Source organism: Lactiplantibacillus argentoratensis, assembly GCF_037290055.1.
Taxonomy (GTDB): Bacteria; Bacillota; Bacilli; order Lactobacillales; family Lactobacillaceae; genus Lactiplantibacillus; species Lactiplantibacillus plantarum.
The window spans coordinates 2888385-2913886 of record NZ_CP147647.1 but is presented as its reverse complement, the minus strand read 5'-3'; the positions used below and the strand labels follow the sequence as shown (position 1 = coordinate 2913886).

The following is a 25502-nucleotide window of genomic DNA, read 5'->3' as shown; positions in this document are numbered from 1 at the left end:
AGTTAAGATGCAACCAGCGATAAAGCTACGAAATATTGAACTTGGTAGTGGTCGACCTAAGTTGGCAGTGCCTATCACAGGAACGACGATTAATGATATTTTAGCAGCGACGACACCGATTTTAGCTGCACAGCCAGATGTCGTTGAATGGCGAATTGATTTTTTCAAGGATGTAACTAATCCAGAACAGTTGAAATCGGCCGGTCAGCAACTTCGTCAGGCTTTAGGTGATATTGCCTTATTAACTACTTTCCGAACTAAAGGTGAAGGCGGCGAATTAGCACTATCAGATACTGAGTATTTTAAACTGTGTGAGACGGTCTTAGATGGTGGGTTCACGGATGCATTAGATGTTGAACGTTACCATGACGAACAAGCTGTTAAGCAAATTGTTGCAGCAGCTCATGAGCATCAAGTAGTTGTGATCATGAGTAATCATGATTTTGATAAAACGCCGGCGGTTGCTGAGATCGTTAAGCGACTGACTAGTATGGTCGATTATGGTGCTGACGTTGCTAAGATGGCTGTGATGCCACAATCGGTGGAGGATGTCTTAACATTACTGACAGCGACTAATATTGCACGCCAAACACTACCACAGCCAGTAATCACAATGTCGATGGGTGACTTAGGAAAAGTGTCACGGCTTGCTGGTGAAGTGTTCGGCTCTTGTTTATCATTTGCAACGGTCGGGGCGGCTTCGGCACCTGGGCAAATTGCACTTGAAAATTTACGGCCGGAATTGGAAGATCTGAAGTTAAATTAAGGCATAACTGAAAGAAATCGTGAGGTCAGAGTGATGATTGGGACACAAAAAAAGTATGTTTCACAATTTACGATGATGGGAACCGTCATCTCGCTGACATTATTTGAGCCGAATCAGTTAGCAGTCGAAGCGGTCTATGATTACTTGCAGCGGATGGATGGTGTCTTTTCTGTCAATCGTGCCGATTCAGAATTAGCTGCGATCAATCAATATGCCGGTATTCATCCAGTTTTGGTTAGCACTGAATGCTTTCAACTAGTGTCGGATGCCATTAAGTATACAAAGCAATATGCGGATAGTTTTAATGTGCTAATTGGACCGTTAGTTAAACTGTGGAAGATTGGGTTTGGTGGGCATCAAGTACCCGCAGCCAAGGAAATCAAGCAGCGATTGGCCTTGTTAGATACGCACGAAGTTATCCTAGATGAAGCCCAATCGAGTATCTACTTGCGTCAATCTGGCATGCAATTAGATCTTGGTGCGATTGCCAAGGGGTATTTTGCCGATCAGGTCGTTAAGCAGTTGCAGCAGTCTGGCATTACCAGCGCCATTGTTAATCTCGGTGGTAACGTTAAGCTATTAGGTGCCAATCCGCTCACCGATAATCAGCGGTGGCAAGTTGGCATTCAAGCGCCTGAAACGCCACGTGGTTATCCAGCGCTACAGGTCGAAATGCCAGCCAGAACGGTAGTGACGTCAGGTATCTTCGAACGATATTTTAAGATTGGCAATCACCGTTATCACCATATCCTTGATCCGCGAACCGGTTATCCGGTTGAAAATCAAGTTGATCAGGTGTCGATTATAACTGAACGGTCAGAATTAGCTGAAGTATTATCAACGGTGGCCTACTTTGAAGGGCCAAGCCGTGGTCGTCAACTAATCGAACAGTTACCACATACGGAAGCAATTTTTATTGATCATGAACAACAGGTAACAGTTACCAGTGGCTTAACGCCGCGACGCAAAGGAGTGTTTACTATTGAGTAAAAAACAAATTACCGGCCAAGCAATGGGCCACAACGGTATTATCAATTATGAAGTTGATGTGCAAGATAATAAGATTGAGGATTTGAAAATATTAAAGCATTCCGAAACGTCGGGGATCTTTAACCAAGTCATTGATAAATTGAAACAAAATATCATTACGGAACAATCATTCAATGTTGACACAATTAGTGGTGCAACGGTGATGACCCAAGCGTTGCTTAAGTCGGCAGATAAGGCTGTAACCGATGCTGGTGTTGATGTGCAGCCAGTTCCTAAGAAAAAAGCCCCCAAGACGCAAAACTTGCGGACCGACGTGCTCATTATTGGTGGCGGAGAAGCGGGCTTAGTCGCTGGCTGTCGGGCGTTAACAATGGGGCAGAAGGTTATCTTAGTTGAAAAGAACGGCTATCTTGGTGGTGCGACGATCCTGAATGGATCTAACGTTGTTGGCACTGGTTCAGATGTTGCTGCGCAAATTTTTGATAATAATCATGATACGCCAGAAATGTTGGCACAAGATGTTGCACGTGAAAGCTTGGAGACGAACTATCCAGCCTTGACCGACTTAATGGTGCATAACATTGGCCCAGCTATTGATTTTATTAGTAAGTTTGCAGATTTGCATTATCAAAAAGCACAGACGCAAACGCCAGAACATTCGATAAACCGGCAGATTGAATTACTTTCAGCAAGTAGCTATGAATTCATTCAAAAAGTTTCGAAGGCGTTTGCCGCTGCGGGTGGTCAAATTATGTTGGATACCCGAGTCGAGAAGCTTATGTTGGACAACGATAAGCAGTTACGCGGTGTAATCGCTGCTCAAAAGGACCAAACAGTCAACATCAAGGCGCGTTCAGTTGTGCTTGCTGCGGGTGGTCATGGTGCTAACCAAAAGATGCGTGGTGCTGAGAGTGAAGGCATTGATTATTATGGCCCAATGACTTCCACTGGGGATGCCTATCAATTTAATGGTGATTTAGATCTACAGACGCATGATTTAGGTTGGTACAAGCTGTATCCACATGGTGTTGAGGTGGAACCGGGCGTTGCAAAATTGACCACGTACGCGTCGAAACAGGCGACTGATATGGGTGCAATTTACGTTAACTCTAAGGGTGATCGAATCGTTAACGAATCAAATGTTTATACGACTTTCCGGAATGCCATCCTTAAGCAAGCAGATAAAGTTGCTTACTTAGTCATGGATGAACGGACTTGGAAGAAAGTTTACGACTTGCTGATCTTGCATGATTTCACACCAGAAGAAATTAAGAGCTTCTTCGAGAACAAGGGCAAGCGGCCAGTATTTGTTAAGGGTTCTTTGGAAAGTGCTGCTAAGCAGGCCGGAATTGCGGTTGATGAATTAGTCCAGACGGTCAAAAATTATCAAGGCTATGTTCAAGATGGTCATGATCATGATTTCGGCCGTGATCCGAAGTACTTGCACCAATTTGAAGGTGAGACATTCTACATCATTGAACAACGTGATCGCTTTGCGACGACTTTAGGTGGCTATAGTGTCGATGCTGATAACTTGCAATTGGTAACGACTAAAAATGCACCGGTAGCTAATTACTTTGGTGCTGGGGAAATTATCGGCGGCGCTAACGGACATGATTCAATGCCAAGTATGATGAATACTTGGGGGATTTCATCAGGTTACGTTGCCGGCGCCGCAGCTAGCGAAAACGCTCAGCGGCAAGCAACCGCGGGCGATGACGAAGCCAATATCGTGGCCATTGTGGGGACTAACGCTTCAAAATCATATAACCGTAAGTTGTTGTATGCCATGAAAGAATTATTTGAAACGCAAGTTAATTTTGAGATTTGTGAAATCAAAGATTTACCACTGTTCAATGAAGATGATATGGATCGGGAACCAGCAAGTGTCAAAGCGTTAGCTGCGAAGATCGAAGCCGCTGATGGTGTCGTCTTTGGCGTGCCAGAATACGATCATTCGATTCCAGCTGCTTTGAAGAGTGCCATTGAATGGTTGTCCTGTGCAGAACATCCATTCAAAGACAAACCAGTAATGATTGTTGGGACTTCGTTAGGGATTCAGGGCACGGTGCGTGCGCAGATGAACTTACGGCAGATCTTGGACTCACCAGGTGTGGATGCCAAAGTTATGCCTGGTAACGAGTTCATGTTACCGCAAGCCGGCAATAAGTTTGATGAGAACGATCATCTGAATGATGACGGTAGTGAACACTTCTTGAAGCAGTGCTTTGGGCACTTTTTAGAGGGGCTTGAATTAGCATCTAAGAAGACAGTGACGAATTAACTACTGTCTAGACTAAAAGAACGTACACAACTCGTGTACGTTCTTTTAGTCTAGATTTTAGTTGTTAAATCTTTTGTTCCACATCGTTGATTGTGACAACCAGGGTCGCGCGAATCCAATCAAACTTAGTATGCATTTGATCGAAATAAGCGCCACTAATTTCAAACTTGCCGGTACCATGAATGTGGAAACCACAGCCAGTACCAGTTGTGCCGGGAACCTTGTAACTACCGACAGCAATTGTAATGTGGTTGTCGGTAGCAAAATCGGCCTCAATTGAGTGCATGCCAGCCGATGGGATCAATAGGGTATGATCATCGATAAGTTGCATATAATGACTCCAGGTGTTGACGACGTGTGCTGGTGTGGCGTTGACTGTAACGATGGTTGCGGGGGTCGTGTCTTTGATAACTTCAATAAATTTAGGGTCCATAATAAGTACTCCTTTACGTTTATATTCTAATAATATATTGTAATTGATATATATAAATTATCAAGCGAGAGTGTTCGATATCTCAATAATCTTAGCGGAGGTAGCATGGTAAAACCAGGCGTTGCTTTTTACTAATGAAAGCGGTAACTTTAGCTAGGAACGAATAACGAGAGGGTGTTTAATATGTATCAAGCAAGCCAGAAGCGCTATGACCATATGATTTATAATCGAGTAGGCAATAGTGGTTTGAAGCTGTCAGCAATCGGACTAGGTCTTTGGAATAATTTTGGAAGCGTTGATCCGATCGCTAATCAAAAGGCAATCATTCATCAAGCTTTTGATTTGGGAATTACCTACTACGACTTAGCCAATAACTATGGCCCGGAGCCCGGCAGTGCAGAAACTAATTTTGGTCGTATTATGGCTACCGATATGCGGCCATACCGTGACGAAATGGTCATTGCTAGTAAAGCCGGCTATGTGATGTGGCCGGGACCATATGGCAATTGGGGGTCACGAAAAAGTATTATTGCCAGTGCTGATCAGTGTCTGCAGCGAACTGGTTTAGACTACTTTGATATTTTTTATAGTCACCGTCCTGATCCTGAAACACCAATGGAGGAGACGGCCACTGCGCTTGATCAGCTAGTACGGCAGGGTAAGACATTGTATGTAGGCATTTCAAATTATAATGGCAAGCAGACGGCTGCTATGACCAAGATATTTGAATCATTAGGAACCCCATACATTATTCACCAACCACGCTATAATATGTTTAATCGACAGGTGGAACAGGACTTGTTCCCCGTTCTACAAGCAACTCATAAGGCGGCGGTTGGCTTTAGCTCACTATCACAGGGGTTATTGACGGACAAGTATCTGCATGGAATCACGACAGATTCACGGGCCAATAAACAAACGATCCCATTCTTGAGTCCAGTTCAGGTGGAACAAACACTAGCGACGGTGAAACGCTTAAATGAAGTCGCACAACAACGGAAGCAAAGCTTAGCTCAAATGGCTCTGGCGTGGAACCTACGTCAACCAGCCTTAGCATGTGTTCTGATTGGCGCTAGTCGGCCAGAACAGGTGGTCAATAACGTTGCGGCGTTGGAAAAGCTGGAATTTAGCGAATCAGAATTAGCAACGATTGAACAGATTCTTACCGAACAACCGGCAATTGATTGGAATGCTGGTCGTTCATAGCGTTTGCACAATTCGCTATAGTCAATGTTATAGAGCCGCAAAAGAAAGGGCCATATCCGAGGATATGGCCCTTTCTGTACCTAATAGTTAAGTTAATAATAACATAATTTTACAGATTTGCACGCACAGTAGGGCCTTTACTAAATAAATTAGTGTTTAAATTCGCCAATTTTCACAATTAATGATAAAGTTTTACATGATAGTTATCACGATTATGCGTTGAAGTTCGGCGCAATACTTGAAAATTAAAATAATTTGCAAATAAATCATGCGATAGCGACTTTAGATGGTAGTAAGAATTAGTTTGAACTTAAGGGGGCCAATTCATGGCGGCGACGCTAAAAGATATTGCAAATAAAGTTGGCGTATCATTGGCAACGGTATCGCGCGTGTTAAACAAAGATCAGTCATTGTCTGTTAGTGATACAACGCGCCAACGAATCCTAGATGCAGCAGAAGCATTACAGTATTCAAAAAATAAACGGCATACTGTCACGACGGCGCGCAAGCGACTTGCGATTGTTCAATGGTATTCGGAATCTAAGGAACAAGATGATTTATATTATATGTCAGTCCGGATGGGGATTGAACGTCGTGGACAGGATAATCAGTTTGAAGTGACTCGGATCTTCCAAAATAATTTACAAGAATTGGGACCAGACGTAGATGCAGTGATTGCAGTTGGAAAGTTCAGCGAGCCACAAGTCAAGGACTTGGCATCAGTAACTGACAACTTAGTATTCGTAGATGATGATCAGTTTGATGCTGGTTTTGATAGTGTCATTACTGATTTTCGGTTGGCCACAGAAAAAGTTGTCGATTATTTTTGGCAACGCAACTTTCATCATATTGGCTTTATTCACGGTCAAGAAATGACAACCGACCATCAGTTAGCGGTAGTTGATCGACGCATGCTAGGTTTTCGGGCCGCGATGGAACGACGGCATGCGTTTGATCCTAAGTTCGTTTTTAAGGGCGATTATACTAGTGAATCTGGGTTTAAAATGATGCAAAAAGCCATTCGTAAGTTGGGAGATCAACTACCAGGAGCCTTTTTTGTGGCAAATGATCCGATGGCGGCAGGTGCGCTTAAAGCGTTGCAAGCTAGTGGCATCCAGGTGCCAGAACGAGTGAAGCTATTTAGCTTTAACAATACTTCGCTGGCGACATTCGTTTATCCCGAATTAAGCGCAGTTAACGTAGATACTGAGTTAATGGGGGCGACCGCAGTTAATTTGGTCATCAGTCGACTAGCAGGGCGAACAACGACACAACGGGTTGAGCTGGGTACTAATCTGGTTGAGCGAGCAAGTTCCAAGTAGTGAAGGGCGATCTGGGATAGAAACCAGATCGTTCTTTTAGTATTTTAACTAAAAGTTTTACTCAACTTCAAGAAATTCTGGTATACTTCTAAATGAAAGCGGTTTAAATAACACGGAGGTGCATGATTTTGGAAACTAAAAAAACGGTGTTTGACCAACTAGATGGTCAAGATGTAATGCGTTATACGCTGGTCAATGACCATCAAACTCGTATCTCGGTCCTTAGTTATGGTGGGACGTGGCAAGAATTCGTCGTCAATGAAGACGGCGTTGAACATCCCTTGATTTGGGGCCTTGATAACATGACTGACTATCAACGAGTGGGATACTGCCTATGTCAATCAATTGGTCGGGTTGCTGGCCGGATTGGCGGCGCTAAGTTCAAAATCGATGATCAATCCTATCAAGTTGATATGAACGAACAAACCCATTCGCTACACGGCGGGAATCATGGTTTTAACACGCTGAACTTTGAAGGTGCTTTTAGCCAAACCAATGATAGTGTCAGTGTGACTTTGAAGAAGCATATCAACGCCAGTGATGATAATTACCCGGGAAATATGGATGTCGCTATCAAGTTTACATTAGATAATCAGGATCAAGTATCCATTGCATTTACCGGTGATACTGATGCAGCAACCCTCTTTAATCCAACTAATCACGTTTATTGGAACACAACTGATGATCGGACCAGTTTGGCCCAACAAAAATTACAGATTACGAGTGCAGCTCACTTGGAATTTGATGATGAAAAAGTCCCAACTGGTAAGAAATTAGCAGTTAAAGGCACAGCGTATGACTTTAACCAGGCACAACCAGTTGAAAAGGCATTAGACCAGCTGAAGACTGAGAATGGTGGCATTGAATTTGACGATGCGTATGAAGTTGCCCCAAGTGCGGCAGAACCAATTGCTATCGTTGGGGATACTGATGATAAGCGCCAAGTAAAAATTTATTCAGATCGCAATAGTCTTATTATCTTCACGGCTAATCCGTTTGATGCTGATAAGGAAGACGCGCATCAATATAATGCGTTAGCGACGGAAGCCCAGACACTTCCTGATGCAATCAATCATCCTGATTTTGGTGATATTGTGTTACGTCCAGGAGCACCAGTGACGCATACGATTCGGTACCAATATGAACGGTTAAATTAATACTAGTTGAGGTGTCAGGCGAGTTCTGCCTGGCGCCTTTTTTGTAAACGTATGAGTAAACAATGTTTAATTTAGTTAACAAAGTCCCGAGCATCTGATTAATACCGTGATTAGTAAAACGATGATCATTGGTAAGATAATGAGTACTATACTGCTTAAGCCCTTGGAAAGCGGGCAATCAGTGTCGATAGGCGCATTAGCAGGTCCTAATCAAAAGCGGTATAGATAAAACTTTTGAACAAATTTTACTAAAAATCATTGACATTACTTCTGAAAACGATTACATTTAAACTTGTAAATTATTCAAGGAAGATGTGAGGCGAGATTATGGATGCAGAGACAAAGCAGAGTAAAGGTCGTAAAATAACATCGCGACTTGCTTATTCGTTTGGGGCGTTTGGGCACGATGCCTTCTATGCCACTTTATCAACTTATTTTATTATGTTTGTGACCTCCCACTTGTTCGATAAGAGTAGTGGGGCTCAAGGAACACAAATGATTGCTTGGATCACCATGATTATTGCAGGTTTGCGGTTCGTGGAACTAGCAATTGATCCTTTGATCGGGAATGCCATTGATAATACTAATTCTCGGTGGGGCCACTTTAAACCATGGATTGTCATTGGTGGGATTATAGGTTCCGTCGTTTTAGCACTTTTATTCACGAGTTTAGGCGGATTAAATACCTCAAACCCGATTCTATATTTAATTATTTTTGCAATTTTATACATTACAATGGATATTTTCTATTCGTTTAAAGATGTTGGTTTTTGGTCAATGATTCCAGCAATCTCATTTGACTCAGCAGAACGTGAAAAGACGGCGACATACGCCCGGGTTGGCTCTAACATTGGTGCCAACATCGTTGGGGTTATCGTTATGCCAATCGTCTTAATGTTTTCTGTTAAGTCTAACAGTGGTCAAGGTGACAACCGTGGTTGGATGGCATTTGGGATCATTATTGCCGCAATCGCTTTGATTTCTGCCTTAGTTGTTGCACTTGGAACCAAAGAAAATGATTCTGAATTGCGTAAGAACACTGAAAAGACTAGCTTCAAGGAAGTCTTCAAAGTGTTAGCCCGTAACGATCAATTGATGTGGTTATCATTGATGTATGGGATCTACACGGCAGGGATTGCCATTACGAACTCACTAGAACTTTACTACTTCACCTATATTTTGGGTGACGCCTCGAAGTTTACACTATTAGGTTCGCTAAATGCGATTATTGGGATTTTTGCCGTATTGGCCTTCCCACCATTAGCAAAGAAGGTTAGTCGTCGTAAAGTGTTCTTCTTAGCAGTTGTTATTATGATGATTTCACTGATCATGTTTGCCTTTGCTGGTCAGTCATTACCAATGATCTTAACAGCGGCCGTATTATTTTACATTCCACAACCATTAATTTTCTTAGTTGTTTTGATGGTTTTGAGTGATTCTGTTGAATATGGGCAGTTGAAGTTTGGTCATCGTGACGAATCTTTAACCTTATCCGTTCGGCCTTTACTTGATAAATTAGGCGGTGCGATTTCTAACGGTGTCGTTGGTTTAACTGCTGTTTGGGCTGGGATGACAGCTGGTGCCACTGCTGGTGATGTGACTAGCCATGGCGCTGCCATCTTCAAGTTAATGATGTTCGGTGTACCTGCTGCTATGATTTTGATTGGGACATTCATCTTCTTCAAGAAGGTTAAGTTGGATGAAAAGATGCATGCACAAATCGTTGATGAACTTGAAAAAACATGGTCAACTCACTTGGAAACCGATGAAACTCCTGCTGAAGTTGAAGCGGAAGCCGATGCCAAGACGACGGTTTATCAAGATCCTGTTGCCGGGGAACTGATCAGTTTGAAAGATGTTGCTGACGAAGCCTTCGCAAACGGTAGTATGGGTAAAGGTTTCGCCATTAAACCAACGGATGGTCGCGTTGTCGCACCATTTGATGGTGAAGTTGTTGCAACCTTCCCGACTCGCCATGCGATTGGATTACGCTCTGACACCGGTATTTTAACGCTAATTCATATTGGGATTGGTACCGTTAAGATGCGTGGGACTGGATTTGTTCAGTACGTTGAGAAGGGCGACCATGTCACACAAGGGCAAGAATTAATTGAATTCTGGCAACCAGCAATTGAAAAGGCTGGCTTGGATGATACCGTTATGGTCGTTATTACAAACTATAAAGATATGCCCGAATTTACGTATCTTAAAGATTCAGGAACCACCGTACAAGATGATGAAGATGTCTTACAATTATCGAATGTCGGCTTACCGGATCAAGCATAGTTTCTTTACGAGGAGAGCTATTAATGACGCGAGCCATTAATAGCTCTTTTTGTGAACTGAAATAGAAAAAGCTAATAGCGAAGGGAAGATTTTACTATGGCAGTAACGTTGCAGCAGACTTTAATTGACATTGATGAAGAACAACTTGTCTTTCACCTGCATAACGATCAAATCTCGTATATTCTAGGCGTGGAGACGGGAAACGTACTAGCCCACTTGTACTTTGGCCCACGGGTTCGGGGTTATCATGGCGAGCGTCAGTATCCCCGGATTGATCGGGGGTTCTCAGGAAATTTACCGAATACGACTGATCGAAGCTATTCCAAGGATGATTTGCCACAGGAATACGGTGGCAATAACACCGGTGATTATCGGCAACCCGCCGCGATTATTCGCGCGGCCAATGGTGCTCGAACAGTTGATTTTCGTTATCAAGACTGCCGGATGGAAGCCGGTAAGCCGGAACTTAAGGGCTTGCCACAAACTTATGTCGAAGATGAGGATGAAGCCCAAACTTTGATTGTGACGTTGCGAGATGCCACATTAGGCGTGACACTCGAATTAGCCTACACGATTTATCGGGATCGGCCAGTTATCACGCGTAGCGTTCGGTTGATTAATCACAGTGAGCAAGCTGTCGACTTAGAAAAAGTGGCTTCGATGCAGATGGACCTGCCAACCCAACCATTAGATGCCATTTCGTTACCTGGAAGCTATGCGCGTGAGCGCCAGCTTAGTCGTGAACGGCTCCATCGAGGTGTAACTCAGTTTGAAAGTCGCCGGGGTGCTAGTTCTCATCATATGAATCCTTTTGTGGCGCTAGCTGATCCGAATACTAATGAATTTCAAGGCAATGTCCTTGGTGCATTGCTAATTTATTCAGGTAACCACCAGATTAGTTTAGAACGGGACCCAATTGGTCAGACGCGCTTGACTATGGGAATCAATGAATATAATTTCGACTGGCGATTGGCGGCCGGTGCTAGTTTCCAAACGCCTGAGGTTGCAATGGTATACTCGACGACGGGGCTTAATGGTATGTCGCAAACCTACCATGATTTATTGCGTGATCGCGTGGCGCGCAGTCGTTACAAGCACGATCTCCGGCCGATCTTGATCAACAATTGGGAAGCTACTTACTTTGAGTTTGATGCGGACAAGATTCAATCAATCTTGGATGCTGCAGCACCACTGGGTATCGAAATGTTTGTGCTGGATGACGGTTGGTTCGGTCATCGAAATGATGATAATAGTTCGCTAGGTGACTGGTTTGTTAATCGGAACAAGTTACCAGGAGGCTTAGCGGATATTAGCAAACGGACCCATGATAAAGGGATGCGGTTCGGACTTTGGTTCGAGCCAGAAAATATTTCGGCTGATTCCGAACTCTATCGGGCCCATCCTGACTGGGTGCTAGGCGTACCGGATCGTGGTCGAACGTTATCGCGGAACGAATACGTGCTTGATTTCAGCCAACCGGATGTTGTCGACAATATTTTTGAACAAATGACCGCAGTTCTTGATAAGGTGCCCATTGATTATATCAAGTGGGATATGAACCGCAATTTAACGGAAGTCTATTCGCCACATAGCGATTCAGCTCATGAAGGTGAGACTAGCCACCGCTTTATCTTAGGTGTATATGACTTGATGGAGCGTTTAACAAAACGCTATCCACAGATCTTATTTGAAGGCTGCTCTGGCGGTGGTGGCCGCTTTGATGCTGGTTTAATGTATTATATGCCACAGAGTTGGCCATCAGATAATAATGACCCGATTGAACGGCTCAAAATTCAATATGGGACTTCACTCGTTTATCCAATTTCTGCAATTACCGCCCATGTTGGGACGAGCCCGGATGAATTGTTAGGACGGTCGACGTCGATGAAGATGCGTGGTGCTGTGGCAATGAGTGGTACCTTGGGCTATGAACTGGACGCGGCCCAACTAAGTGATGCGGACAAGCAGGCCGTTAAAGCGCAGGTCGCCTTCTATAAGCAGCACCGTGAGTTAGTTCAATACGGGACCTTCTATCGATTAGAGAGCCCGTTTGAATCTAATACGGTCGCGTGGATGTTTGTTAGTCCGGATCAGAAAGAAGCCTTGCTGTTCACCTTCGTTATTTTAGGTGCAGTTCAACCAGAACCGCATATTACGAAGTTAGCGGGATTAGACCCTCAGCAGACCTACGTTGAGACCGACACAAATAAAATGTACGGTGGCGATGAATTGATGCAACTAGGACTCTACACGACTCCCGTTCAAACTAGTGACTTTACGGCGCAGGTACATTACTTCAAGGCTAAGGACTAAGCTCAGCCGTTAAGCATATTAAAACTTGATTATCGTTAATCCAAAAGAACGCTCTGGCATATAACTTGCCGGAGCGTTCTTTTGAAATCAAATTAATTTTTAGAAATGAATGTTAAAGCTGAAGTCAATGTCTTGATCAGCGGGGATATGATATGGGGCTTCTACGTCCGTTCCCCAACTATCAATGCCACCGACCCCACGAACGGCACCGTAGATTGATAAGACCGTTCGCCGTGCTAATGGTAATTCTTCCATGTGTGTTGCGTTTTCTAGTTCAGCGGCGGTATAGGGAAGGCAGCTGAAGGCGAATGGGGCATCGGCTTGGCTAAATGTCAAACTGAATGGTGTGTTGTCGTGGTCAGCGTTATTTTGTGTTGTTGATCGCGTTACTGTCACTTGTTCAGTTTGCATGTGCATGCCGCATTCTTGTGGGACCAAGTATGGTGTGACTGGCAGACTGTCAACGTGGAATTGCCCGTGTGTTGCGCCAGCCAGCCGGTCAGGATAAGTCTCACCGGACAAACCGGTATAGTCGAAGCCGGTCGCGGTAGTTGGCATGATAAACCGCAGACCAAATGCGGGTAGCTCTGGCAAATCAGACTGACCGCTATAATGGGTGGCGATATTGATCTGACCGTCTGCTGTCACCGTATAAGTCACTGTGACGATGGTACTAGGAACGGTCGTAGTAACGAAGTGGTAAGCCAGTGAAACTTTCGTGGCAACTTCGTGATCCGTGTACTTGTTATTGAGTGGTGCAATTGGTAACGGTGTGACTGGTTGGTCGTCAACCGTCAATTCGATATCTTGACAAGTTGAGAATTTATCGGCATCGTACCACTGTGCGGATTTGACTGAAAAGCCGCTACCGTGATCATTATCGGTTGTTGCCCGCCAAAAGATGGGCGTAGGCGTGCGGTAGAGCCACTCTTTGTCGTTGACGACGAGTGATTCAAGTCCGCCACGTTCATAGCTAAAGAGGTAGTGGAAATTAGCCCCCTGTAGTCCTAAACTCCCGTCGCCGTAAATAACGTGTAATTGATTATTTGTGTAAGCCATAATAATATTTCACCTCTTGCATTGCTGGTTTTGGCGTCCGGTCGGCAAACATTAAGCCGTCACCGGAGAATTCATAATCGGAGTGGCGTTCGTCGAAATCACCGCCATACCGGAGCACGTCTTGGTCGGTAATTGGGTCATGAACAAAGAGCGCTTGATCAATAAAGTCCCAAATAAAACCACCTTGATACATCGGGTACTTGTCGATCAAATCATTATATGATTGCATACCGCCAAGAGAATTCCCCATGTCATGCATATATTCACAATCTAGGAAAGGTTTGGTTGGGTTATCTTCCAAGTAAGCTACAATATTTTGGGGCTTTTCGTACATCCGACTTTCAACATCAGAAATGCGATCTTTTAATTCTGGTGTGTGGACAACACCTTCGTAGTGGACGAGTCGTGAATCATCGTGTTCTTTATAGAAAGTCTGCATCGCCGCGATATCTTCGCCGGCATACGATTCATTGCCAAGTGACCAGAAGATGATCGATGGGTGGTTTTTAAACCATTCGTAGTTTGAACGGGCCCGGTCGATCACCGCTGCTAACCAGTGTGGATTATCGCCAGGAACATTGTAAGAAGGTTCGATAGCACCCATCTTTTGCCATGATCCATGCGATTCGAGGTTATTTTCGGCCATTAGGTAGATACCGGCCTCGTCACATAATTGATACCAAGGTAATTGATCAGGATAATGGCAGGTCCGATCGGCATTGATATTGTTAGCTAACATGGTTTGGATATCAGCGCGCATATCGGCCATACTGATAACGCGACCAGTGTGGGCGTTCCATTCGTGCCGGTTAACCCCGTTGATCACCAACCGTTTATTGTTGACGTAAATGACTTTATCATCACGCAATTCGACCGTCCGGAACCCGAATTGATACGGGACGACTTCCAAGAGTTGATGATCAGCATCGTAAACTTCAATTGTCAATTGATAGAGATACGGTGTTTCTGGTGACCACAAGTGCAGTTGGTCAAATAACATGGTATCAAAGGTTACGCTGCCGCTACCGGTTTGCGTTTGGCTCGTCAGTACTTGCCCATCATGGTCTTTAACGGTCAGCGCAAGAGTGGCTGATTCACCGGTTACTTTAGTAGTGACGTTGAGCTCGCCACTTTTAAGATTGGCATTCGGAACTGGGCGGATGTCTAAATCAGTAATGTGACTAGCAGGTTCTGCCAGTAAATTGACATCGCGGAAAATACCAGAGAAGCGGAACATATCTTGGTCTTCAATAAAGGCAGCAGTACTGCGTTTGTAGACCCGAACCGCTAAAACGTTACCTTGGTCCTGAATATACGGTGTCAAATCGAATTCTGAAGGGGTGAAACTATCTTCAGCGTAGCCAACAAAGTGGCCATTTAACCAGACGTACAGGGCTTCTTCTACCCCTTGGAACTGAATGATAATCCGTTGCCCTTTAAAAGCATCGTCGAGATCGAAGGTTTTGAGGTACGAGCCGACGGTGTTGTCCGCAGCGTCACTGAATAGGCCTGGTGTTAATTGATCTTGATTGAGGGTATACGGTGGGCGACGGTAAATTTTACCTTCCCATGGGTATAGCGTGTTAATGTATTGAATTTGACCATAGCCGGCTAGTTCAATATGACCGGGAACCTGAATCGTATCAAAGTCGGTTGCATCGAAATCGGGTTGATAAAAATCAACTGGGCGTTCAGCCGGTGTCTTGGCGAAGTTAAAACGCCAAGCGCCATTGAGACTCTTGATGAAGCGACTACCCGTTTTGAATTCTGCTGTGTCGTGATAATAATGGTGATCACTATGTGCAGGTAATTGGTTGACCCGGAAGACTTCTGGGTCATCTAACCATTGAAGATTAGCTTGCATGAGGAAGCTCCTTTCAAAGTTACATAATAAAAACGCTTACATTCATAATAAAACAAATTATTAAATTTGTATATGTCGTTTTAGTTAAAATTTAACTAAATGGCGGTGGCTATCAGAAAGGATAAAGGGCTATGCTGGAAAGCAAAGTTGAAAATATCAAAACTCTATAAAGCGTTACCAAAATTGCTATTAAAGGATTGATAGGGTGTTGACAACAACCCAAAAAAGCATTATAGTCAAACTAATAAAATTTTAGTAAAACAATTTACGGAGGGATTTTTCATGAATACTAGCGACTTAAAACAGGAGTTTACAGAAGCCTTTGACACCAAGCCAGAACGGGTCTTTTTCTCACCTGGTCGAATCAACTTGATTGGTGAACATACTGATTATAACGGGGGCCATGTTTTCCCATGTGCGATTACAATCGGGACATATGGTGTTTATGCACCCCGGACAGATACGACGGTACGGATGTACTCAGCTAACATTCCAGATGCTGGGATCGTCACGTTTGACATCAACGACCTGTCGTACGACAAAGCCGCTGGTTGGACAAATTATCCTAAGGGAATGATGGACGAAATCGCGAAGACCGGCGTTAAGTTCGATCATGGTTTTGATTTCTACGTCCATGGCAACATGCCTGATGGTGCTGGATTATCATCATCTGCATCAATCGAATTATTAACGGGTATCATGTTAAATACCGGCTTTAATCTCGGTATTAGTCAATTAGATCTTGTTAAGATCGGTCAAAAGTGTGAAAACAACTATGTTGGTGTTAACTCCGGGATCATGGATCAATTTGCTGTTGGAATGGGTAAAAAGGACCAAGCAATTTTACTTGATACCAACACCATGGACTATTCTTATGCACCCGTAAAGTTAGGCAACAACGTAATCGTTATCATGAATACGAACAAACGGCGCGAATTGGCGGATTCAAAATATAATGAACGCCGCTCTGAATGTGAAGAAGCATTACGCCGCTTACAAACTAAGTTGGACATCAAATCACTTGGCGATTTAACTAACGACCAGTTTGACGAAGCGGCCTACTTAATCAATGATGAAACCTTGATCAAACGCGCCCGCCATGCTGTTTTCGAAAATCAACGGGCCATTCGCGCAACTAAGGCCTTGGCTGACGATGATTTAACGACCTTTGGCGAATTAGTGACGGCTTCCCACGTTTCACTACACTTTGACTATGAAGTGACTGGGAAAGAACTGGATACATTAGCCGAAACAGCTTGGAAACAACCAGGCGTGCTTGGTGCGCGGATGACTGGCGCTGGCTTTGGTGGCTGTGGTATTGCCATCGTTGATAAGGACCAAGTTGATGCCTTTAAGGAAAACGTCGGTAAAGTTTATCGCGACACGATTGGTTACGACGCTGATTTCTACATTGCTGAAATCGCAGACGGCCCTAAGGAACTTTAATAAAAGAATTGATTTAAAATACAAATTAGCAGTAAGCATTGAGAAATATTGAGGAGGAATTAGAATGGCAGTTTTAGTTTTAGGTGGTGCCGGCTACATCGGTTCACACGCAGTTGATCGGTTGGTTGCAAAGGGGTATGACGTGGCGGTTGTTGATAACTTGGTCACGGGGCACCGGGCAGCGGTCAATGAACACGCGCGTTTTTATGAAGGTGATGTCCGGGATACGGCGTTCATGAATACCGTGTTTGACCAAGAAAACGTTGAAGGTGTCATTCATTTTGCAGCTTTCTCAGTTGTTCCTGAATCGATGAAGGATCCGCTCAAGTACTTTGATAACAACACGGCAGGGATGGTTAAGTTGCTTGAAGTGATGGCTAAGCACGATGTGAAGAAGATCGTCTTCTCATCGACCGCAGCAACTTACGGTGAACCTAAGCAGGTGCCAATCAAGGAATCGGATCCACAAGTGCCAACTAACCCATACGGTGAAAGCAAATTAGCGATGGAAAAGATCATGCACTGGTCAGATGTGGCTTACGGGATTAAGTTCGTGGCCTTACGTTACTTCAACGTGGCGGGGGCTAAGCCTGATGGTAGCATCGGCGAAGATCACGCACCAGAAACACATCTCGTCCCAATCATTTTACAAGTCGCTGCTGGTGAACGGGATCAATTACAGATCTTCGGTGACGACTATCCAACTCCGGATGGGACCAATGTTCGGGACTATGTTCACGTGGTCGACTTAGCCGACGCGCACATCTTAGCTTTGGAATATCTGAAGCAGGGCCACGATAGCGATGCGTTTAACTTGGGCTCTTCCACGGGCTTCTCCAACAAACAAATGCTAGACGCTGCTCGCGAAGTCACTGGTAAGCCAATCCCAGCAGTTATGGCACCACGCCGCGCTGGTGACCCAAGTACATTGGTTGCCGCTAGTGACAAGGCGCGCACCGTTTTAGGCTGGACGCCGCAGTATGATGATGTGAAAGAAATTATCAAGACGGCTTGGACTTGGAAAGAAAGTCATCCGGCTGGCTATGATGATCGGGGAGGCCAAGCATAATGACGAGTTTAGATCAATTTGTCACGGCGGTGATTGCGTCGCCTTCGCAATATACTGAATTAGACCGAATCTATGTGCATAACCGGGTTCTTGGTTTGGTCGGCGAGGGTGATCCGATCGCGGCAAGCGATGACCAATTAACGAGTTTAACCGATGCCTTGGTTAAAACGGCGATTCAAAATGGCAAGATCGAAGCGACCCAATCGGATGAAGATATCTTAGCGGATCAATTGATGGATCTTGTGACCCCGTTACCATCTGTATTAAACCAACGTTTTTGGGATAAGTATCAGGTTAGTCCGCAAACGGCAACCGACTATTTCTTTAACTTAAGCAAAGCTAATGATTATATCAAGACGCGGGCCATTGCGAAAAACGTGGTATTTCCAGCAAAAACGCCATTTGGTGACTTAGAGATTACCATCAACTTATCGAAGCCTGAAAAGGATCCTAAGGCGATTGCGGCAGCGCGCAACCAACCGCAAGATGGCTATCCACTCTGTCAACTATGTATGCAGAATGAAGGCTATCTAGGCCGGCTCGGTTACCCAGCACGGAGCAATCACCGAATTATTCGCTTAACCCTTGGCGGCAATACTTGGGGTTTCCAATATTCTCCATATGCTTACTTTAATGAACACTCGATTTTCTTGGATCAAGAGCACCGGCCAATGGTCATTAACCGGCAAACTTTTACCAACTTACTTGAAATTGTTCAGCAATTTCCACATTACTTTGTGGGCAGTAATGCGGACTTGCCAATTGTTGGTGGTTCAATGCTGTCACACGAGCATTACCAAGGTGGTCGGCACGAATTTCCAATGATGAAAGCGCCAATTGCACGCACGATTGACTTAGGTATCGCGGGTGTTAAGGCTGGGATCGTTAAATGGCCAATGTCGACGATTCGGCTGACGAGTCAGGACTTGGTTGCATTAACGGATGCCGCTGTGAAGATTCATGAGACGTGGAAGAATTATTCGGACGAGAGTGTGGATGTTCGGGCTTATACGGATGGCACACGTCATCACACAACGACACCGATTGCACGCAAAGTTGGCGATGACTACGTATTAGATATCGTTTTGCGTGATAATCAGACGTCTGCTGAATTTCCAGATGGCATCTTCCATCCACATCAGGATGTTCAACATATCAAGAAAGAAAATATTGGCTTGATTGAAGTGATGGGACGGGCCATTTTACCAGCCCGGTTGAAGACTGAATTAGCTGAAGTCGGCAAATACTTGTTGGATCAGCCTAATCAAATGGTCGCGATGCATCAAGCATGGGCTGATCAATTGAAGGCCACTAATACCATCACCGCTGACAACGTGACGACTGTTATTGATACGGCGGTCGGCAACGTCTTTGCCCGGGTTCTGGCTGACGCTGGGGTCTTTAAGTGGGATGACGCTGGTGAGACAGCCTTTGATCGTTTTGTCGCAGCAATGTACGATTAAGTTGTTAATCAAATAAAGACGTGGGGCAACGGGGTGTTGCAGACGCGATTTACCGACGATTCATGATTGGTAAATGGTGTTGCGCCCAGTTGGCCCACGTTTGTTATTCAGTGCTAATTAAGAGAAAAGAGGAATGACGATGGCCGTAACGTTAAAAGATATTGCGCAACGAGCAGATGTCTCATTAGCGACGGTATCGCGGGTCTTAAATTATGACAAGACACTATCAGTGAGCGAGCAGACACGCAAGCGCGTGTTTACGATTGCTGGCGAGCTGCGGTACAGTAAGCGTAAACGTCAGCACGTCAAGGCGCTAATGCGGAAAAATATCGCTGTGATTCAGTGGTATTCTAAGACTCAAGAACATGATGATTTATATTATTTAGCGATTCGTAAAGGAATTGAGCATCAAGCTCAAGTGTGTGGTTTTACGACGACGAGTATCTTCCAGAATAATTTAAATCAGGTCGGTGATGATATTGATGCAATCGTGGCGGTGGGGAAATTTAGCCCTGATCAAGTACAACAGTTGAGTCGTTTGTCAAACCAGCTTGTTTTTGTTGATGACGATCAGTTTGCTCAGGGATTCAGCAGTGTGGTGACTGATTTTACGTTTGCTACTAACCGCGTCGTTGATTATTTTTGGCGGCGTGGTATCCAAGATATCGGCATGATTTATGGCAAAGAGTGGTCCACTGATCAGCAGGTGGAGATTCCCAATCAACGTCAGCAAAGCTTTGAACAGGCGTTGCAGCGGCATCATGCCTATCATGCTGAGTATGTATTAGCTGGTGATTACACTAGTCAATCTGGTTATCTGATGATGAAACGGGCCATTGAAATGTTAGGTGACCGCTTACCACACGCCTTCTTTATCGCTAATGATCCGATGGCAGCCGGTGCGCTCAAAGCGTTACAACAAGCTGATATTGCTGTGCCACAGCGGGTCAAGTTGTTTAGCTTCAATAACACGACGCTGGCCGAATATGTGTATCCAGAGATTAGTTCGGTCAATGTTGAGACTGAACTGATGGGAAAGACGGCCATCGATTTGTTGGTGAGCCGATTCCAAGATGATCGTCAAGCAGCCCAGCGCATTGAACTGGGGACGACGTTGGTAGAACGTGAAAGCACTAAATGAAATCAGCGAGTGTTCGTGAAATTTGGCAGAAATATTGTAATTAATTAATGTGCCACCCGATTGTTAACAAGCGGGGCATAACTTTGATGGGGCACTAGTTGGGATTGATCGGTCATGCCACTGCTTTCTGATTAGTTGATCTGTTTTGCTAAGGTGTGAGGCCATAATAACGACAATTGTACCCTTCAAGGGTATAATTATGAGTGAGGTGATGAAGATGAAAACAACTGCCACAATCCTTAAGGAGATTCGGCAACATTACCAAATTAGTCAGGCAAAGCTGGCAAAGTTACTCAACACCTCGGTTAGAACGGTGCAGCACTGGGAACAAGCGGACTACCAACCAAGTGGCACCGCGGTACGTTTGATTCAGATTTTGGCTACGGACGATGCGGTGTATACCGCACTGACAAACCTCGAGGAGGAGAATACGATTATGTATTTAGAACACGATGATCAGAAGTTCACCATCATGGGTGTGCAGTTTCGGAATCAAGAGGAATACCGGGCGACCATGAATGCAATTATCAGCAATATGTATGAGGGTTTTGAGCCGACTAAGGAAGATGTTCAAGACGCTCGTCGTTTCTATGACGAAGGGCCGATTAGCGCACAAGAGATGCTAGCAAGAATACGTACTTCGACCAATCGTAAAGCCGAATGAGAAAGGTATGGGCGGACTACCTACAACCAAACGGTATTTTGAAAAATCGCTTAGGCATTACTGAAGCGGCTACTTTGCAGAAAATTGAGTACAAAGTGAGTACGCAACGGCAACAGCAATTATCCCGCCATCACTATCTTCTGCCAGACTCTCATCAATTGACAGGACGTCAAATTGGAGAGCTAAAATTGATCAATGGGTTTTTGCTCGGTGAAATTTACGACTGGGCCGGTCACTATCGCGAAGTTGATTTCAACAAGACTGCGAATGGCGTGGTGACGTTTTTTCACCCGGTGGCTTTATTTGGTAATGCTGAGATAGATATTCAACGCCAACTCGACAATTTTGCGCTGTTACCGGATGACCGGGAACAAGTTGCACAGGCTTTAGGGCAAGTTGTCACCGAAATCAACATGTTTCATCCGTTTCGGGAAGGTAACGGCCGCACGACACGGCTGTTTACTGAGGTCTTGGCTTGGCAACATGGTTTTGACATTCATTACACCCAGGAACAGCAGGACGCTTACATGCAAGCGTCAATTCAAGATGATGCTGAGATGATGGCACAGGTGTTCCTGGAAGTTTTGAAATAAAAGTATGAGTAATGATAATATACGATATGACAAGTTGAAATTGGTAAAAAATCAGGCAAATGACTTAGTCGTTTGCCCGATTTTTTAGTATTAAATTCACTTAAACTGTGTTTTTTAATTGGTATGATTATGATTTATTCGTCGGTTTCACAAAACTTTTCCGATAAATTAATTTAGCATCAACTAATACCATGCGCTTCTGTGGACGGTCAAAAATAATCGTATCTTTCAATGTTGTGATAGCCTGTGCGGCTAAGTCGTCTGTGTCAATGTGGAAAGTCGTCAATGGTGGTGAAACGTAGCGCGCAATGTCGATATCGTTAATACTAATAATTGCGGTATCAGTGGGGACTGTGATTTTGTTTTCATTGAAAGCCTGTAAGACACCCACGGCCAACGGATCTGAACCGACTAAGAACCCTTTGGGCAATGCTTGTTTACTCAACGATTGCACGACTTGTTGTCCCAAGCGATAGCCACTTGCAACGGAGAATTCACCACCGATGAATAGAAACCGCGAATCAAATAGTTGTAACTCGCGTAGTCGACTTTCAAAGTATTTTTGACGCGGATCTTGTTGATGGGTGACTTGTTGATCTTTATTCCAGTAGCCGCCGTTAATGAGACCAATGGGCGTGTCACCTGCGGCTATCAATTGATCGATGGCTTGTTCGGTAATTGCTTGGAGGTTAGGCTGTACCGAATTGAAGTGATGCGGGTCTGGATTGGAATCAACGAAGATTCTGTGGGGTGTTAGCTGGCGCAATTTATGGAGCGCATCAGAATCGAATTCGCCAACTGCCATCACACCGTCGATGTCGTGGGGAATGTGGTCGATATCCGGATAAAAGGTGAGCTTTAAATTAGCCTGTTTTCCGTGTTCAACGAGACTCTGACGCAAATTACTGAAATAAATATCTTCAAGTTCTTGTTTTGGTTGGACAGCGAAGATTGTAGCTATCTGATAGGCAAGGCCGTGAGTGGTGTTTGGTTGTTCGTAATTCAAGTTTTGAGCAGTTTGTAGTATTTTTTTGCGAGCATGATCCGAGATTGAAAATGACGGATCATTATTCAACAGCCGTGAGACGGTTGCCGGTGAATAGCCCGCTTTAGCGGCAATTTCACGAATAGTCGGCACAGTGGAAGACTCCTTTCAACAAACAAGTTACTAAACAGATGATTACCAGAGTTAAAAAGCTTCACTTATAATAATACGCTTTCATTATCGCTAATAAAAGCAGTAATGAATATAAACAAAACGTAAATAGTGTTTACCGATATTTAGTAATTATTTTAGTAAAACGGGTTACATTCACAAATGAAAGCGCTTATCATAAGAGCTGTTAAAGCGTAATTAAGTTGATAGAAGTGAGGGTGCGTTTGAATGTCCAATCCATTAAAGACAACAGAATTTTTGCACGGTGGTGATTATAATCCGGACCAGTGGCTCGATCAACCCGACGTGATTAAGCAGGATTTTAAAGCGTTTAAGACCGCTAAGTTAAATACGGTAACGTTGGGAATCTTTGCCTGGGACAAGTTGGAGCCTGCTGAGGGGCAGTATGATTTTAGCTGGTTAGATCAAATTTTCGATCGTGCCGAGGCTCAAGGGACTAAGATCATTTTGTCGACGCCAAGCGGGGCTCGGCCACGGTGGTTAGCTGAGAAATATCCAGAAGTATTACGTGTCAATGAACACGGACAGCGAAATCAATTTGGCGAGCGCCATAATCACTGTTACACATCGCCAGTTTACCGAGAAAAGGTTCAAATGATTAATCAGAAGTTGGCGGAACGTTACGGTCAACGCCCAAGCCTGCTGCTATGGCATATCTCTAATGAATATGGCGGTGCTTGTTACTGTGACTTGTGCCAGCAGGCCTTTCGTCAGTGGGTTCAAAAGAAGTATCAAACGTTAGCCAATTTGAACCATGCTTACTGTGGTGCTTTTTGGAGTCACGATTATACAAGTTGGGATCAGGTTCAGGCACCGTCGCCGCTGGGTGATACGAATGTAATGGGACTTAACCTGGATTGGCATCGTTTTGTAACAGACCGGACGATCGACTTTTTTGACAATGAGATCAAACCGTTACGAGCGCTGACACCTAATATCCCTGTGACAGCTAATTTTATGGGTGGCAACCCATCAGAATCACACGTCTTTTATGATTTGGATTATCAGAAGTTTGCGAAGCATGTCGATATTGTGAGTTGGGATTCATATCCTAATTGGAGTAATGGTTACGAAAGTACGGACCACTTGGCCATGAAAACAGCTTTGATGAATGACGTGATGCGGAGCCTCAAGCATGATAACTACTTGATTATGGAAAGCACACCGTCACAGGTTAATTGGCACCCATATAATCGTGCCAAACGACCAGGTATGCACGAAATGGGGAGCTTGCAACAGGTTGCCCATGGCGCCGACTCAGTTTTGTATTTCCAACTACATCAATCATTAGGAGCTTCTGAAATGTTTCATGGCGCCGTCATTGCCAACCATCGTGGCTCAAATACGCGGGCATTTAAGGACGTTCAAAAAGTTGGTCAGGACTTACAAAGCTTACAAGCCGCGCATGGAACAACCAGAACTGCAGCTAAAGTCGCGATTGTCTTTGATTATGACAACATGTGGGGGTTAGATGATGCCCGCAACTACGCTAACGAAACTAAAAAGTACTGGCGCACGATTCAAGAACATTACCAGTATTTCTGGAAACATGATATTCCAGTTGAAATTATTGCGACTACTGATGATTTGACGGCCTATGACTTGGTGATTGATCCGATGCACTTCATGATGAGCGCCCAGTTTGCAACTAAGCTTAAAGCATATGTGCAACAGGGCGGGCATCTGATTGGCACCTATATTACGGGTGTTGTCGATCGTAATTTCTTAGCCTATCAAGGTGATGGTTTGGCTGACTTAGAAGCAACTTACGGGATTAAAGTTCAGGAAACTGACACATTATATCCGCAACAACATAATGCGTTGACTGCTTATCACCAAGCGTATCAAGTGAATGATTATTGTGATGTAGTTGAGACGACAACGGCACAAGTCCTCGGCACGTATCAAAAAGACTTTTATGCTGGAACGCCGGCCGTAACGGTCAATCAATTGGGCCAGGGAGCGGCGTATTATTTGGCTGCGCGGACCGATACTGACTTCTTGGATGCTTTCTATGAACGGCTTGCCACAAGCTTGGAACTTAAACCGGCCTTGCCAGTGATCAAAGCGAATGCCAAGGTAAGTATTCAAGTTAGAGAGAATGCGACGACGCGCTATTACTTCGTGATCAATTTTAGTCATCGACCAACGACGGTGACACTTGAAGTGCCGTTACGGCAGATTTTTGAGAATCAAGTGGTCAGTGGCAAGCAAGACTTGGCCAGCTATGGTGTTCAAGTCTATATGATGAATAAATAATTAAGTGGGG

At 44.4% G+C, this 25502-nt stretch carries 19 protein-coding genes; 15 read left to right on the top strand and 4 right to left on the bottom strand.

Annotated features, from left to right (window positions below):
* Positions 1-7: 7 nt before the first annotated feature.
* From aroD to V7R88_RS13910, 3 genes are read left to right on the top strand one after another with little or no spacing between them, the layout of a single operon-like run.
* The gene (gene aroD, locus V7R88_RS13920) at positions 8-766 is read left to right on the top strand and encodes a type I 3-dehydroquinate dehydratase (RefSeq protein WP_015826115.1); all 759 of its coding nucleotides are present in this window, start codon (positions 8-10) and stop codon (positions 764-766) included.
* Positions 767-799: 33 nt separating this feature from the next.
* Complete coding sequence (locus tag V7R88_RS13915; protein WP_338816276.1) at positions 800-1756, top strand: FAD:protein FMN transferase; 957 nt, start codon at positions 800-802, stop codon at positions 1754-1756.
* On the top strand, positions 1749-4040 hold the full coding sequence (locus V7R88_RS13910) for an FAD-dependent oxidoreductase (RefSeq protein ID WP_057717248.1): 2292 nt from the start codon (positions 1749-1751) through the stop codon (positions 4038-4040). Before V7R88_RS13915 ends, V7R88_RS13910 begins: the two co-directional genes overlap by 8 nt.
* A 64-nt stretch (positions 4041-4104) precedes the next feature.
* Here the strand turns inward: V7R88_RS13910 and V7R88_RS13905 are convergent, their stop codons facing one another.
* Positions 4105-4473: a pyridoxamine 5'-phosphate oxidase family protein gene (locus V7R88_RS13905; RefSeq protein WP_057717247.1), complete on the bottom strand. Its 369-nt coding sequence runs from the start codon at positions 4471-4473 to the stop codon at positions 4105-4107.
* A gap of 183 nt (positions 4474-4656) precedes the next feature.
* Between V7R88_RS13905 and V7R88_RS13900 the strand changes: the two genes are divergently transcribed.
* The 5 genes from V7R88_RS13900 (at position 4657) to V7R88_RS13880 (ending at position 12757) form a co-directional block, all read left to right on the top strand.
* Positions 4657-5679: an aldo/keto reductase gene (locus V7R88_RS13900; RefSeq protein ID WP_338816275.1), complete on the top strand. Its 1023-nt coding sequence runs from the start codon at positions 4657-4659 to the stop codon at positions 5677-5679.
* A 326-nt stretch (positions 5680-6005) separates the two neighbouring features.
* Positions 6006-7001 (top strand): LacI family DNA-binding transcriptional regulator, encoded by a 996-nt coding sequence (locus tag V7R88_RS13895; protein WP_003643067.1) that lies wholly within the window; start codon positions 6006-6008, stop codon positions 6999-7001.
* Positions 7002-7123: 122 nt separating this feature from the next.
* Positions 7124-8158, top strand: a complete 1035-nt coding sequence (locus V7R88_RS13890; protein WP_003643066.1) for an aldose epimerase family protein — start codon at positions 7124-7126, stop codon at positions 8156-8158.
* A 327-nt stretch (positions 8159-8485) separates the two neighbouring features.
* The gene (locus tag V7R88_RS13885; protein ID WP_338816274.1) at positions 8486-10444 is read left to right on the top strand and encodes a glycoside-pentoside-hexuronide (GPH):cation symporter; all 1959 of its coding nucleotides are present in this window, start codon (positions 8486-8488) and stop codon (positions 10442-10444) included.
* 96 nt (positions 10445-10540) lie between these two features.
* A complete protein-coding gene (locus V7R88_RS13880; protein WP_057717245.1) occupies positions 10541-12757 on the top strand; it encodes an alpha-galactosidase in 2217 nt (738 codons plus the stop codon).
* A 99-nt stretch (positions 12758-12856) separates the two neighbouring features.
* Here the strand turns inward: V7R88_RS13880 and V7R88_RS13875 are convergent, their stop codons facing one another.
* Both V7R88_RS13875 and V7R88_RS13870 read right to left on the bottom strand, forming a co-directional pair.
* The gene (locus V7R88_RS13875) at positions 12857-13816 is read right to left on the bottom strand and encodes a beta-galactosidase small subunit (RefSeq protein WP_338816273.1); all 960 of its coding nucleotides are present in this window, start codon (positions 13814-13816) and stop codon (positions 12857-12859) included.
* Positions 13800-15680, bottom strand: a complete 1881-nt coding sequence (locus V7R88_RS13870; RefSeq protein WP_057717243.1) for a glycoside hydrolase family 2 TIM barrel-domain containing protein — start codon at positions 15678-15680, stop codon at positions 13800-13802. Before V7R88_RS13870 ends, V7R88_RS13875 begins: the two co-directional genes overlap by 17 nt.
* A gap of 282 nt (positions 15681-15962) precedes the next feature.
* Between V7R88_RS13870 and V7R88_RS13865 the strand changes: the two genes are divergently transcribed.
* The 6 genes from V7R88_RS13865 (at position 15963) to V7R88_RS13840 (ending at position 22056) form a co-directional block, all read left to right on the top strand.
* Positions 15963-17126, top strand: coding sequence for a galactokinase (locus V7R88_RS13865; protein WP_033609029.1), 1164 nt, complete (start codon positions 15963-15965; stop codon positions 17124-17126).
* Between the two features lie 64 nt (positions 17127-17190).
* Positions 17191-18195 (top strand): UDP-glucose 4-epimerase GalE, encoded by a 1005-nt coding sequence (gene galE / locus V7R88_RS13860; RefSeq protein WP_013356033.1) that lies wholly within the window; start codon positions 17191-17193, stop codon positions 18193-18195.
* Positions 18195-19658, top strand: coding sequence for a UDP-glucose--hexose-1-phosphate uridylyltransferase (locus tag V7R88_RS13855; protein ID WP_054397490.1), 1464 nt, complete (start codon positions 18195-18197; stop codon positions 19656-19658). Before galE ends, V7R88_RS13855 begins: the two co-directional genes overlap by 1 nt.
* A gap of 133 nt (positions 19659-19791) precedes the next feature.
* Positions 19792-20799 (top strand): LacI family DNA-binding transcriptional regulator, encoded by a 1008-nt coding sequence (locus tag V7R88_RS13850; RefSeq protein WP_072535167.1) that lies wholly within the window; start codon positions 19792-19794, stop codon positions 20797-20799.
* A 211-nt stretch (positions 20800-21010) separates the two neighbouring features.
* The gene (locus tag V7R88_RS13845; RefSeq protein ID WP_224272157.1) at positions 21011-21463 is read left to right on the top strand and encodes a helix-turn-helix domain-containing protein; all 453 of its coding nucleotides are present in this window, start codon (positions 21011-21013) and stop codon (positions 21461-21463) included.
* A complete protein-coding gene (locus tag V7R88_RS13840) occupies positions 21460-22056 on the top strand; it encodes a Fic/DOC family protein (RefSeq protein ID WP_054397487.1) in 597 nt (198 codons plus the stop codon). Before V7R88_RS13845 ends, V7R88_RS13840 begins: the two co-directional genes overlap by 4 nt.
* Before the next feature lie 127 nt (positions 22057-22183).
* Here V7R88_RS13840 and V7R88_RS13835 read toward each other — a convergent pair whose 3' ends face one another.
* Positions 22184-23194 (bottom strand): LacI family DNA-binding transcriptional regulator, encoded by a 1011-nt coding sequence (locus V7R88_RS13835; RefSeq protein ID WP_054397484.1) that lies wholly within the window; start codon positions 23192-23194, stop codon positions 22184-22186.
* A 246-nt stretch (positions 23195-23440) separates the two neighbouring features.
* On the opposite strand from V7R88_RS13835, the gene V7R88_RS13830 reads away from it, so the two are divergent.
* Positions 23441-25492 carry a beta-galactosidase gene (locus V7R88_RS13830; protein ID WP_057717242.1) on the top strand — a complete coding sequence of 684 codons (2052 nt, stop codon included), beginning with the start codon at positions 23441-23443 and terminating at the stop codon, positions 25490-25492.
* The last annotated feature ends 10 nt before the right edge of the window (positions 25493-25502 follow it).